Genomic DNA, 13,101 nt, shown 5'->3' on the forward strand with positions numbered 1-13,101 from the left:
GAGGATTTTCAGGATCGCACACCTGTCTCATCCTATCTGTTTGATAGCTTTTACCTTTTTATACACCTTCTTCAAAAGCTTAAAACAATGAATTGACGGTTGCTGCCAGGCTGCAGAGAGCAGCGAAGCGGCAACCGTCACCCTGAGACTATTCCGACAGCGCCGGTTTCACAACTGCCGTTTTGCTGCCCGGCAGGCGGATGCGGAACCAGATAGCGTACATTGCGGGCAGGAAAACCAGCGTGATCAGGGTGCCGCCCAGCGTGCCACCAATCAGGGTATAGGCCAGCGTTCCCCAGAACACCGAGTGGGTCAGTGGAATAAACGCCAGAATCGCCGCCATTGCCGTCAGCAGCACCGGACGGGCACGCTGCACTGTCGCTTCGACCACTGCATCAAAGGGTGCCAGACCCTCCTGTTCATTGTGGTGGATCTGCCCTATCAGAATCAGCGTGTTACGCATCAGTATACCCGACAGGGCAATCAGCCCGACCAGTGCATTAATACCAAACGGCTGACTGAACAGCAGCAGCGTCGGCACGACGCCAATCAGCCCGAGGGGCGCAGTCAGAAAGACCATGATCATCGCCGACAGAGAACGCACCTGCAGAATGATGATCAGCAGAGTGATCGCAATCATGATCGGGAACAGCGGGGCCATCGCCTGGGTCGCTTTACCGGACTCCTCTATTGAACCGGCCAGTTCAATGCGGTAGCCCGCGGGCAGCGTCGCGATGATCGGTTGCAGGGCTTTGTTCAGCGCCGTCGAGACGTCAGGCGGCTCCAGGGAATCGGCGATATCACCCCGAACGGTGATGGTCGGCGTGCGGTCGCGCCGCCGCAGCACGGGATCTTCCATTTTCACCTGCACATCTCCAATCTGCGATAAGGGGATACGCTGACCCGCGGCGCCCACCAGCGTGAAATCGGCGATTTTAGCCGGATCGAGGCGGGCTTCTCCGGCCGCACGCCCCACCACCTGGACCGCGCGGATATCTTCCCGCACGGTAGTGACAGGCACACCCGACAGCAGAAACTGTAATTGCCGGGCGACGTCACTGGATGTCAGCCCCACAGCCTGCAGCCGGTTCTGATCCAGTGAAAAATGCAGCGTCGGCACGGGGGCGCCCCAGTCGGTGTTCACCGTCCTCATCATCGGGCTGGCCCGCAGGACCGCTTCCACCCGATCGGCAATCGCGCGCAGATGGGCCGGATCAGGCCCCATCACCCGCCACGCCACCGGATAAGGGGAGTATGGGCCAAACACCAGCTGCGTTACACGAACCTGCGCTTCAGGCACCAGACCACTGGCAATGGCGGCGCGTAGCTGCGCTTTCAGTGCCTCACGCGCGTCCTGACTGTCGGTCAGTACCACCAGCTTAGCAAAGGCCGGATCGGGCAGTTCCGGTGCCATCGCCAGATAAAAACGCGGTGGCCCCTGACCAATATAGGTGGTGACGATTTTTGCCTGCTGCTGCTGTTTAAGCCATGTCTCAACCTTTTCAGCCGCTGCGCGGGTCTGTTCTATGGCGCTGCCGTAGGGGAGCTGAACTTCAACCAGCACTTCAGGCCGGTCTGAGGTCGGGAAAAACTGTTTTTTCACCAGCGCCATACCGAGCACAGCGGCGATAAACAGGGCAATCACCACGCCTGCCACCCAGCCTTTACGGGCAATCACGCGGGTCAGCAGGCGGCGAAAGCGGTTGTAGTGGCGGGTGTTGTAGATCGCTGCGTGGCCGCCTTCTACCGTTTTGATGGCTGGCAGCAGCTTTACGCCAAGATAAGGGGTGAACACCACCGCGACGATCCAGGAGGCGATCAACGCGATGCCGACTATCCAGAACATATTGCTGGTGTACTCGCCCGCCGTGGACTGCGCAAACCCATTGGGCATAAACCCGACGGCCGTAACCAGGGTGCCTGCCAGCATTGGTGCCGCCGTATGACTCCAGGCATAGGCAGAAGCCTTGATGCGGTCGTAGCCCTCCTCCATTTTCACTACCATCATCTCAATGGCGATAATGGCGTCGTCCACCAGCAGGCCCAGCGCCAGAATCAGCGAACCCAGCGTGATGCGGTCAAAGTTTTTGCCGGAAGCCTCCATCACCACAAATACCACCGCCAGGGTGAGCGGCACCGCAGCCGCGACCACTACCCCGACACGCCAGCCCATGCTGACAAAGCAGACCACCATCACCACCAGCAACGCCACGACGAACTTAACCATAAATTCATCAACCGCCGAGCGGATATTGACGGACTGATCGGTGACCTGAGTCAGTGAGAGCCCCAGCGGCATCGCCTGGTTAATGCGGGCGGTTTCAGCCGCCAGTGCCTTGCCGAGTTCCAGACCGTTCCAGCCTTCACGCATTACGATACCCAGCAGCAGCGCCGGTTCGCCCTGATTGCGCACCATAAAGGTGGCGGGATCTTCGTAACCCCGGGTCACCGTAGCCACGTCCGCCAGCTTCAGGCTTCTCCCCTGCGCCACAATCGGCGTCTCACGGATTTTTTCCAGTTTATCGAACGCGCCATCCAGCCGTATAAAGACCTGCGGCCCCTGCGTATCAATCGATCCCGCTGGCGTCAGGACATTCTGATCGTTCAGCGCAGCAAAAATCGCTTGCGGGGTGATGCCGAGTGTCGCCAGTCGATCGTGTGAAAACGACACATAGATGCGTTCACTCTGCTCACCGATGATATTGACCTTTTTCACGCCAGGCAGATGCAGCAGTCGCTGACGCAGTGATTCCGCTTCACGAACCAGCAGGCGCTGCGGCTCCCCTTTTGCCTTCAGCGCCAGCAGTGCAAAGGTCACGTCGGAGAACTCGTCGTTGATCATCGGCCCGATGACCCCGGCAGGCAGATTTCTGCTCTCATCACCCAGCTTCTTACGCGCCTGGTAAAACTCATCCTGAACCTGGGAAGGCGGCGTTTTATCCTGCAGGGATAACATAGTGAAAGCCAGACCGGGGCGCGTGTACGTCTCGCTACGGTCATACCACCTCAGCTCCTGCAGACGCTTTTCCAGCGGCTCGGCCACCTGATCCTGCATCTCCTGAGCCGTCGCACCTGGCCAGGCGGAGATAATCGTCATCTGTTTTACGGTGAACGGCGGATCTTCTGCCCGTCCCAGTTCGAAAAAGGACAAGACGCCCGCCACGGTAATCAGGATGATCAGAAACAGCGTAATGGCGCGCTCGCGCACGGCCAGCGCTGACAGATTAAAGCGTCCCTGGCTCATGGCTGGCTCCCGGCAACGGCAGCGTCATCGGGGCGCACGCGCTCCCCCTGCTGCAACAGATGCGCGCCCAGCGCCACTATCTGATCGCCAGCATTAAGCTGACCCGTGACGGTGGCCGCCTCGTCACTTATCGACACCACCGTCACCGGCCGCCAGGCAACGGTAGCGGGCTGGCCGGTAATATCCCAGACGCCTGGCCCTTTACCGGCATTGTAGATCGCCGCCAGCGGAACCTGCAGCAGCGGTTGCGACGGTTTATTCGGCAGCGTGATTGTGACGGTGGCTCCCAGCGGTGCGCTGGCCAGTGCGCCCTCCAGCACATATCTCGCCTCAAAGGTGCGCGTCATCGGATCGGCCACATCAGCCAGTTGACGCAGCCGGGCGGAAACCGGCGCACTGTCCGCACCATACAGCGTTGCCTTTGCCTCACTTCCCACTGCCGGGCGCAGGGTCTCTGGCAACTGAACACTTGCCTCGCGCTGTCCGGCTCTGGCCAGTCTGATGACGGCCTCACCGGCACTCACAACCTGACCCGGCTCCGCCAGCGTTGCCATCACCACGCCATCGTCATCAGCCAGGAGCAGCGCATATCCGCTGGCGTTACCTGCAACGCTGGCCTGCGCCTGGGCGGCTTTCAGCTCAGCCTGAGCGGTGGCCGCAGCGGCCCGAATCTGGTCGTATGCCGACGCAGAAACTGCCCCGGTTGCCACCAGAGTGCGGTAACGCGCCTGATCGGCGCTGGCCTGTCTGATGCGTGCCTGCGCGGCGGCAACGGCCTGCTGCTGAGCCTGGGCCTGCAGCCGGAGATCTGCCGGGTCGAGCCGCATCAGCGGCTGACCGCGCTTCACCCGCTGGCCGCTGTCCACCAGCCGTTCGAGGATTTTTCCTGAGACCCGAAAGCCGAGGTCGCTCTGAACCCGGGCAACCACGACGCCACTAAACGCACGGCTGCCATCGGTGGCGCTGATGACCTTTGTGACCCTGACCAGCGGCGGCTGCGTGCGCGGATCGTCTTTGGGTGAATTATCCCGGCAACCCGCCAGCGCCAGTGGCAGCAGACAAACAACCAGAATGGCAGGATTGAACCTGAGCATAGATTACCTTCAACAGTAAGCAGGAGAGTGCCGCCATTCTCTTATCATGTGACCAATACTGTCAATAGTCACAAATTGCGTAAAGGCATTGTCCGTTCATACAGGTTATGAAAACACGTTAAACCAGGGAAATGCGTTGATGAAGGGTTCAGACCCACCCTGAGCAGAGGAAACATCCCATTCAGCAACAAGTGACGAAATAAATCATAAGTCACAAAATCTGCATATTCCGTACACTGGAAACAGAGTGTCGAAAAGGCTCTGTCAGGGCCTGGAATGGCTCGTCAGAGAGAAGTTCAGAGAGGATAAAGCAGAAAAAGCGGGGAGTGATGACGCGCGTTTACAGCAGAATCACCGCAGGCGCTTTGTCATCTGCGCCTGCGGTGGATCTCACAGCGCCCTGCTCTTCAGGGCGCTCTGTCACTTAACGCCAGCCGAGTTCCGGGGCGACATACTTCAGGATCGCCTCAATCACATGGGCGTTATAGGCGACACCAAGCTGGTTAGGCACGGTAAGCAGCAGGGTGTCGGCTTCGGCAATCGCCTCATCCTGCGCAAGCTGCTTAATTAACGCCTCTGGCTCTGCGGCATAGCTGCGGCCAAAGATAGCGCGGGTTTTCTCATCGAGAAAGCCCACGGAATCCTGGTCGTTACCGCTGCGGCCAAAGTACGCGCGGTCCATATCATTCACCAGCGCAAAGATGCTGCGACTGACCGAGACGCGTGGCGCATGCTGATGCCCCGCTGCTTTCCAGGCCTCACGGTAGGCGCGGATCTGTTTAGCCTGCTGAATGTGGAACGGCTCGCCGGTCTCATCATCTTTCAGGGTTGAACTTTGCAGGTTCATGCCCATTTTTGCCGCCCATTCTGCGGTGGCGTTGGAGCCGGATCCCCACCAGATGCGGTCGCGCAGGCCTTCAGAGAGCGGCTCAGGACGCAGCAGGCCTGGCGGATTGGGGAACATGGGCTGTGGATTTGGCTTAGCAAAACCTTCGCCGCGCAGCACCTCCAGAAACTCTTCGGTGTGACGACGGCCCATATCCGCATCGCTTTCTCCCGCTTTCGGTTCAAAGCCGAAGTAACGCCAGCCATCGATTACCTGCTCAGGTGAACCGCGGCTCAGACCCAGTTGCAGACGACCATTGGAGATCAGGTCTGCCGCGCTGGCGTCTTCCACCATGTAGAGCGGGTTTTCGTAGCGCATGTCGATGACACCGGTGCCGATCTCAATCGTTTTGGTGCGCGCTGCAACGGCAGCCAGCAGCGGAAACGGCGAGCTGAGCTGGCGGGCAAAATGATGGACGCGGAAGTAAGCGCCATCTGCGCCCAGCTCTTCGGCGGCGACCGCTAAGTCGATCGATTGCAGTAACACATCCTGCGCGGTACGGGTGGCGGACTGCGACGAGGGCGTCCAGTGGCCAAAGGATAAGAAGCCAATATTTTTCATCTGTATTTCTCCTGACAGGCGGTAAACGCCCGTGGATGCAAGGCGATTTCTGATAGAGAAAGGTTACGCCCCCGGAGCCGCCACTGATAGTCAATATCTTTCAGCGCCATATTCAGGAATTTCGACATAGCTAAGCAGATTATCCACTTTGCCTTTGCCCGCCCTTTCTTTCACTGTTCAGATTCCCGCTTCCGCTGTCAGGTGAATCATGCACACCGGTTATCTCTCTCTACAGCAGCGCGCCTGGCTTAAAGCGCGCGCACGCAGCTGGCTCTGGCGCAGCGAACTGCCGACCTGGCTGCTAATCGGTGTGATCTATGGCGGCTGGTTTGCGGTGATGCTGAACGCGCAGACGCTGGGACGGCTGCCCGCCACCCTGCTGCTGATCGTCTTCACTGGCTGGTATATGTCGCTGCAGCATGAGCTGATCCACGGCCATCCCACCCGCTGGCCGCGGGTAAATCAGCTATTTGGCACCCTGCCGCTGGCGGTCTGGTATCCCTACGGACTCTATCGCGATTCTCATCTGGCCCATCATCGCAATCACACCCTGACCGAGCCGGATGAGGATCCGGAAACCTACTACCTCTCCGCTGCTCGCTGGGCGAAGTTACCGCGCTGGCAGCAGCAGCTGATTCATCTGCGTAACACTTTTTTGGGACGGTTGCTGCTCGGCCCGCTGCTGGATGTAGCGGCAACCTTCGGCGGGATGTGGCAGGCACTGCGCCGCGGCGATCGGCCCGCGATAGCGATGTGGCTGCTGCACGGGACGCTGCTGGCACTGCTGTTTTTCTGGATGGCGCGGCAGGGATTTTCACCGCTGTGGTATCTGCTGGCGGTGAGTTATCCGGCGCTGGCGCTGACCAAAGTGCGATCTTTCTATGAGCATCGTGCGGCGGACGATCCGCTGGCACGGTCAGTGAATAATGAAGCGGCGTGGCCGTGGCGCATGCTATTCCTGAATCTGAACTACCATTCAGTGCATCACGACCTCCCCGGCGTCCCCTGGTATGGCCTGCGCCGCCTCTATCTGCGCGATCGCGAGCATTACTACCACCGCAATCACGGCTTTCGCGTGGCGGGCTATCGGGTCTGGCTGCGTCAGTTCTGGGTCAGACCGGTCGGGGTCAATGTCCATCCGGGACGATCAGCGGAGAAAACGCATGAATAACCTGCTCGCCTTGCCGATGTATGCAATTCACCCGCCCGCCACACGGGCACTGATGCAGGCTGTGGTTACCCTACTGACGCAGCACGGCATTGCTACGCAGCCGGTCTGGCCTGAGGATCTGCTGACACACTGGCAGGATAATCGATTGCTGCTGAGCCAGACCTGCGGCTATCCGCTGGTCAGCCAGCTTCCTGCGGTTCAGCTGGTCGGCACCTTTCACTATCAGGCCCCAGGCTGCACCGGCCGTGACTATCGCAGCTGGCTGGTGGCGCGGGACAAACAGGCGACGCTGGCCGATTTTAACGGCCAGCGGGCCGTAGCTAACAGCCTGGACTCTCACTCCGGCTATAATGCGCTGCGGTTTGTGGCTGCGCTTCAGGGCGTGAGGTTTTCGCAGCTGTTGCTGAGCGGCGGGCATCGTCAGTCGCTGGCGGCGCTGCGCGATTCACAGGCGGATATCGCGGCTATCGACTGCGTCAGCTGGGCGCTGCTGGCGCGCTATGAGCCGGATGCGCTGCGCGGCCTGCATATCATCGGTGAAACGCCAGCCGCACCCGGATTGCCGTTGATTACGGCAGCCCCGACGTCAGTGGACCGGCTGGAGAGACTCCGCTCGGCACTGCATCAGCTGGTGAACGATCCCGCCTGGCGCACCGTCTGCGACGATAACCTGATCGGCGGGTTCAGCCCGGTGCAGCGAGACGATTATCAGGGCGTGCTGGCGTGGGAACAGCAGGCTGCCGCGCTGGGCGTCACCCGGCTGTAACACACCCCTCTGTTTCGCCCTACTGACCGGGCAGGGAAAATCTGATTTCTCTGCATCGTCCCCTCCCTGCCCGCGCTTTCCCGGCCTCTCATTTCATGCTCCCCGATGCGCTCTGACCCAGGCTAAGACTGGTAAGCCCGGTCACGGCGTTCTAAGGTAGAGGTTTTCAGCAGAGGGAGAGTGGGATGCGCATTCTGATGGCAGGCGCCGGCGCGACCGGTGGATATTTTGGTGCACGGCTGGCTCAGGCGGGCCAGGACGTGACTTTTCTGGTCCGTGAACGGCGTTATCAGCAGCTTCAGGCCAGCGGTCTGGTGTTGCAGACGCCGCAGGGCACTGAAACGCTACAGCCGCAGCTGGCTCAGGCGAGCAGCCTGACGGGCCACTATGATCTGATTATCGTGACGGTGAAGAGCTTTGCCCTTGATCAGGTGATGGAGGATATTGCGCCTGCAGTGGGCCCGGAAACATTGATCATGCCGATTCTGAACGGATTGCGGCACATCGCGACGCTGCAACAGCGTTTCGGCGAAGATAAGGTGATTGGCGGCCTGTGCAAAATCAACGCGACGCTGGGTGACAATGGCGAAGTAATTCAGATGACGCCGCTGCATCAGCTCTATTATGGCGCGCTGGACGGTAACAACGATGCGCGACTGCAGCGGGTTGATGCGGTGCTGCGTGACTGTCAGGTCGATACCCGATTCAGCGATAACATCATGGATGAGCTGTGGGAGAAGTGGCTGCTGCTGAGCACGCTCGGCGCGGTTTGCTGCCTGGCGCGCGGAAATACCCAACAGATACTCACCTCGCGCGGCGGCGAAGCGCTGTTACAGGGTGTTTTCTCGGAGATTCTGTCAGTCATTACTGCCGAAGGCTATCAGACGCGTCCGGCGGCCACTGCCCGCATTCTAGAGCTGTTAAGCGATCCGGCCACCCCGATGACCTCCTCAATGTACCGCGATTTAACCCAGGGCTTTGATATCGAAGCCGATCAGGTGATAGGTGACCTGCTGCTGCGGGCGAAACGCCATAGTCTCGCCACGCCACTGCTTAACGCGGTGGATGTGAACCTTCAGGTCTATCTGCAGCAGCGTTAATGGCCCTGCCAGATACCGTGACCGGGTGCTGCAACGGACCCGGTTTTTGTGGTCGTGAAAGTGTGGTGTGCAGCAGCAGTGCAGCAGGAAAATTTGCTACACTCGTCGCTTCATCTTTTGGAGAGTTCAATGACTTCCCGCTCCGTGACCCTCGATGATGTCGCTCAACTGGCCGGCGTCTCATATCAAACCGTTTCACGTGTTTTAAATCGTTCTGAACAGGTGTCAGCCCGCACGCGGGAAAGGGTTGAGGCGGCGATGCTGCAGCTCAATTATGTGCCCAATCGTGTGGCGCAGCAGCTGGCCGGTAAGGCGACGCGCACGCTGGGTCTGGCCACCAGCGACCTGGCCCTGATGGCTCCTGCGCAGATCGCCTCGGCGATCCAGCAGCGCGCCGCCGGGGCGGGTTATCATCTGGTGATCGCCATGGACAGTGGTAACGATGCGGCAGCAACGGTGAATGAACTGCTGGCACAGCGGGTCGATGGACTGCTGATCAACCTGCCGCTGGAGGCAGATGAGGCGCAACAGATCCAGTTGCTCTGCGGCAGCAAACCGGTGCTGTTTCTGGATGTCGAACCCCAGGCGGCGGTAGCGCAGTGTCAGTACCCGAATGAGTCTGGTGCACGTGCCGCCGTTGAACATCTGGTGGCGCTGGGTCATCGTCATATTGGTTTGTTAAACGGGCCGCTGCGCTCGGTCTCGGCCCGTCAGCGTGAAAATGCATGGTGTCAGGCGCTGGCCGATCATCAGCTGACACCGCACTGTTCTTTGCGCGGCGACTGGAGCGCGCAGTCGGGTTACCAGGCGCTGCTGGCGCAGCTTCCCGACGATCTGCCGCAGGCGCTGCTGGTGGCGAACGATCAGATGGCGTTGGGTGCGATGCGGGCGCTGCATCAGTATGGCGTAGCCATTCCTGGCGAGATATCGGTGATTGGATATGATGACACCGCCGAGAGCGCGTGGTATCAGCCGCCGCTGACCACGGTGCGGCAGGATTTGCAATTTCTCGGCGCGCAGAGCGTCGAGCGGATGCTGGCCCGGCTTCAGGGAGCAGAGGCGTCAGACAACGCGCTGGAAACCATGCTGGTGATCCGGGAGACCACCGCCCCGCCTGCTGATGAGCGGGTCAATTTAGTGGCGCTGTCACAGCAGTTACAGGTGATCGCCCGCAGGCTGGCGGGAAAATAACGCTGCGCTGACGCAGGCAATAAAAAACCCGCCCCACCGGAGTGGATGCGGGTTGGCATAGGACGTCTGGCGCTTGCGCGCTGCTTTCTGCCCTTACGCTTTCGGGTGTTCGCCCACGCCCATCGCTTTGATCTTTTTCGACAGCTCGCGACGCTCTTTAGACAGGTCGGCGTTTTTGATGATGTACTCATCCACGCGATCTTCATAATCCACACGCATGCTGGCGATGATTTCCTGAATAGCCTCAACGCTCATGCCGGGTTTGATATATTCGCTCAGGTTGTCGAGCAGCAGTACGCGCTTCTGGTTGTCGCGAATTTTCTTCTCGTTGTCGACAATTTCACGCTGCAGTTTGTTTTTGCGGCGGAACATACGCACGAACTCCAGTACGTCCTGAAATGATTGCTTGGCATTTTCCATGATGGCACCTTTCTTTGAGCCTGCTGACGCAGGGAGAGAGTCAAAACGATCAGCTTAGCGGCTAGCCCGCCAGGTAAGCAATTTTCACAGCTAAATTCAGACTGGCTCTTATCTTAGCGCAAAGAAACCCTGTTTCACATTAAGTCATTGTCTGAGGTGATTATTTGCGCAGCGCCATCCGCATCAGGTCGGTCATCCGTTCCAGCTGTTTTGCCAGTTCCAGTGTCAGCCAGACGTAGCCGTAGATCGGCGTCTCCTCCAGACCTTCGCTGCCCGCTTCCGCGATCAGTCGCCGCAGTTCGCCACTGATTTCGGTCAGCTCGTGACTGTTAGCCACCACCTCTTCCGTTTCCCCTTCAATCGCCATGACCGACAGCGCCCGCAGCGTGTTCTCAGTCATCTGCTGGGTGCGGCGCAATGCAGGCGCGTTTAGCATAATCAGATGGCTCTCGCGCGATGCCCACCAGGCATTAATCTGCATCTCAATGGTGTAAACCATATTACGGTTGATGGTCTGGATCGCTTCAAGCACCGATTTTGGGATGCGCGTCTCTTTGCTTGACGGCTCCAGCAGCGCCCGCATTTTGATTACGCTGCTCAGCAATTTGCCCAGCGGCTTGTTCAGGCGTGGCTTTTCAACCAGGTTGGGTGAGAAACCAGCGTGATAGATTTTTGCCATTTCCGCCAGCGCGTCGGAGAGTTGAATGCGCCAGTGTGTATAGGCACGCTGCGCCCAGATAGCGGTAAACAGCAGCGCCATCAGCGATCCCAGAATCACATCACCGCCGCGCCACAGTGCCATCGTGAAATCGCCGGTTGGTGCGCCCACGACCACACTCAGCGTAATCCCGATCAACAACGCCATGTAGGGATGTTTGCCCAGCGTCAGGTAGCCACTGATCATCATGATGATGCCGCACCAGGCCAGCATCATCGGCATCGAGATCAGCTCCAGCTTCAGGGCGATCAGACCGGATATTGACCCGGCGACCGTGCCGCTGATGCGCTGCAGTGCACGTGGAAAGACATTTCCCCAGGTGGAGATGGGCCCCATCACCACCACCAGCGTAATCAGCGGCCAGGTGCCTTCAGGGATATCGGTCGCCCGCACAAAGATAAAGCAGAGCAAAAAGGCGATGGCAATACGCACACCGTGGACGGAGCGATAATGGCGATAAAACCAGAACTCCAGTTTTGATATGGGCTTATCGGGACGCAAAATGACTTTCCGGTTGCGGGAACATGGTGTGGCTATCTTAACGCTGAACGCGGCTCAGGCTTAGCGCGGGCCGGATATTTAAAACAGTTTTGACGTTCGCTTACAATTATCAACATCCGCCTCACATACTTTCCCGGAAGTTAAAAACAACTTAATGCGATTTTTTAACCTTTATCGGCTCTCAGTAACACATTCAGGGCAGCCAGCGTGCAAGTAAAAACGGGCAGCCCGCAGGCTACCCGTTTTAGTGCTGACAATCGGCTAATCAGAACTTCTGCCTGAGATAATCCGTCAGGCGGGTAATGACGCCTGCAGGTTCAACCGCACTCAGCGCCACCAGCGGATAGTGGGCAATCTGCTGATCTTTATCCATCACCTGAATTTCACCAATGACTTCGTTGGCTTTCAGCGGGGCTTCCAGATCTTTGCGATCGATGACGTACTTCGCCTTCACGTTCTGCACTTCACTGCGCGGCAGTGACAGATAAACATCTTCTGCGGTACCCACATCCACCTGATGAGGATTGCCATACCAGACGTTTTCGCTGCCAATTTTCTTACCGGCATGGAACAGCTGAACGGTATCAAAGGTGTTCTGTCCCCAGACCAGCAGTTTACGCGCCTGCTCTTCGCGGCCTTTCGGGCTTTTACCGCCCATGACGACGGCGATCAGGCGATGCTTGCCCACCACATTCGAGGCGATGATGTTAAAGCCCGCGGTCTCAGTGTGACCGGTTTTCAACCCATCAACGTGGAGATTATTATCCCACAACAGGCCATTACGGTTGTTCTGGGTAATGCCATTCCAGGTCAGGGTCTTCTCACTGTACATGGCATAAAAATCAGGCTCACCATCAATAATGGCGCGTGACAGTTTCGCCATATCCAGCGCGCTGGAGAACTGACCCGGCGCATCCAGACCATGAACCGTTTCAAAATGGGTATTCTGCAGGCCGAGCTTCTCAACGTAGTGATTCATCATGCCGACGAAGTTCGCTTCGCTGCCCGCCACATAATCAGCCAGGGCAACGCAGGCGTCGTTACCGGAGTCGATGATGACGCCACGGCTTAAATCCCGGACGCTCAGCTTATCGCCTGGCTTCAGGAACATCAGCGAGGAGCCTTTGAACACCGGATTACCCGCCGCCCAGGCATCTTTTCCGACCGTAACCATGTCGTCACGGCTGATTTTCTTCTGGTCAATGGCGCGATCAACCACGTAACCGGTCATCAGTTTGGTCAGGCTGGCGGGATTACGGCGTTCATCGGGATTGCCAGCGGTCAGAACCTGTCCTGTAGTGGCATCCATCAGCACCCAGGAAGCCGCATCAACCGCTGGTGGCGTCACAGGAAAGGGAATCGCATCAGCGTGCGCCAGCGAGGCCCAAAAAACAGTAGCGGTAACGGTGAACAGCAGACGCCTTTTCAACACTTCATCCTTAATTGCAC

General features: G+C 58.5%; 10 protein-coding genes. 4 read left to right on the forward strand and 6 right to left on the reverse strand.

The features are described 5' to 3' along the window. Positions 1-148: 148 nt before the first annotated feature. From NR195_RS07290 to NR195_RS07300, 3 genes are all read right to left on the reverse strand, one after another. Entirely contained in the window at positions 149-3,244 is a 3,096-nt protein-coding gene (locus NR195_RS07290; protein ID WP_256844353.1) for an efflux RND transporter permease subunit, read from the reverse strand. Then, the gene (locus NR195_RS07295) at positions 3,241-4,338 is read right to left on the reverse strand and encodes an efflux RND transporter periplasmic adaptor subunit (RefSeq protein ID WP_256844354.1); all 1,098 of its coding nucleotides are present in this window, start codon (positions 4,336-4,338) and stop codon (positions 3,241-3,243) included. The genes NR195_RS07290 and NR195_RS07295 overlap by 4 nt, the downstream gene beginning before the upstream one ends. Before the next feature lie 424 nt (positions 4,339-4,762). Next, a complete protein-coding gene (locus tag NR195_RS07300) occupies positions 4,763-5,785 on the reverse strand; it encodes an LLM class flavin-dependent oxidoreductase (protein ID WP_010247994.1) in 1,023 nt (340 codons plus the stop codon). A 208-nt stretch (positions 5,786-5,993) separates the two neighbouring features. Between NR195_RS07300 and NR195_RS07305 the strand changes: the two genes are divergently transcribed. From NR195_RS07305 to NR195_RS07320, 4 genes are all read left to right on the forward strand, one after another. Further along, positions 5,994-6,956, forward strand: coding sequence for a fatty acid desaturase (locus tag NR195_RS07305; RefSeq protein WP_187484466.1), 963 nt, complete (start codon positions 5,994-5,996; stop codon positions 6,954-6,956). Continuing rightward, on the forward strand, positions 6,949-7,722 hold the full coding sequence (locus NR195_RS07310; RefSeq protein WP_256844355.1) for a phosphate/phosphite/phosphonate ABC transporter substrate-binding protein: 774 nt from the start codon (positions 6,949-6,951) through the stop codon (positions 7,720-7,722). The genes NR195_RS07305 and NR195_RS07310 overlap by 8 nt, the downstream gene beginning before the upstream one ends. Positions 7,723-7,907: 185 nt before the next feature. Further along, on the forward strand, positions 7,908-8,822 hold the full coding sequence (locus tag NR195_RS07315) for a ketopantoate reductase family protein (protein ID WP_256844356.1): 915 nt from the start codon (positions 7,908-7,910) through the stop codon (positions 8,820-8,822). Between the two features lie 129 nt (positions 8,823-8,951). Beyond that, the gene (locus NR195_RS07320; protein WP_256844357.1) at positions 8,952-10,013 is read left to right on the forward strand and encodes a LacI family DNA-binding transcriptional regulator; all 1,062 of its coding nucleotides are present in this window, start codon (positions 8,952-8,954) and stop codon (positions 10,011-10,013) included. Between the two features lie 93 nt (positions 10,014-10,106). On the opposite strand, the gene tmaR is transcribed toward NR195_RS07320, so the two are convergent. The 3 genes from tmaR to dacD all read right to left on the reverse strand — a co-directional run bounded on the left by tmaR (position 10,107) and on the right by dacD (position 13,081). After that, positions 10,107-10,433, reverse strand: a complete 327-nt coding sequence (gene tmaR, locus NR195_RS07325; RefSeq protein WP_004571340.1) for a PTS system regulator TmaR — start codon at positions 10,431-10,433, stop codon at positions 10,107-10,109. Between the two features lie 160 nt (positions 10,434-10,593). Next, positions 10,594-11,652 carry an FUSC family protein gene (locus tag NR195_RS07330; protein WP_010670945.1) on the reverse strand — a complete coding sequence of 353 codons (1,059 nt, stop codon included), beginning with the start codon at positions 11,650-11,652 and terminating at the stop codon, positions 10,594-10,596. Between the two features lie 265 nt (positions 11,653-11,917). Next, complete coding sequence (gene dacD, locus NR195_RS07335) at positions 11,918-13,081, reverse strand: serine-type D-Ala-D-Ala carboxypeptidase DacD (protein ID WP_256844358.1); 1,164 nt, start codon at positions 13,079-13,081, stop codon at positions 11,918-11,920. Positions 13,082-13,101: the final 20 nt, after the last annotated feature.

The sequence above is a fragment of the Pantoea sp. Ft-CA_14 genome (assembly GCF_024520875.1).
GTDB classification, from domain to species: Bacteria; Pseudomonadota; Gammaproteobacteria; order Enterobacterales; family Enterobacteriaceae; genus Pantoea; species Pantoea agglomerans.

Bases quoted from the DNA above. Each gene is read 5' to 3' on its own strand.
- NR195_RS07290 (WP_256844353.1), bottom strand. From the start codon at position 3,244: ATGAGCCAGGGACGCTTTAATCTGTCAGCGCTGGCCGTGCGCGAGCGC.
- NR195_RS07295 (WP_256844354.1), bottom strand. From the start codon at position 4,338: ATGCTCAGGTTCAATCCTGCCATTCTGGTTGTTTGTCTGCTGCCACTG.
- NR195_RS07300 (WP_010247994.1), bottom strand. From the start codon at position 5,785: ATGAAAAATATTGGCTTCTTATCCTTTGGCCACTGGACGCCCTCGTCG.
- NR195_RS07305 (WP_187484466.1), top strand. From the start codon at position 5,994: ATGCACACCGGTTATCTCTCTCTACAGCAGCGCGCCTGGCTTAAAGCG.
- NR195_RS07310 (WP_256844355.1), top strand. From the start codon at position 6,949: ATGAATAACCTGCTCGCCTTGCCGATGTATGCAATTCACCCGCCCGCC.
- NR195_RS07315 (WP_256844356.1), top strand. From the start codon at position 7,908: ATGCGCATTCTGATGGCAGGCGCCGGCGCGACCGGTGGATATTTTGGT.
- NR195_RS07320 (WP_256844357.1), top strand. From the start codon at position 8,952: ATGACTTCCCGCTCCGTGACCCTCGATGATGTCGCTCAACTGGCCGGC.
- tmaR (WP_004571340.1), bottom strand. From the start codon at position 10,433: ATGGAAAATGCCAAGCAATCATTTCAGGACGTACTGGAGTTCGTGCGT.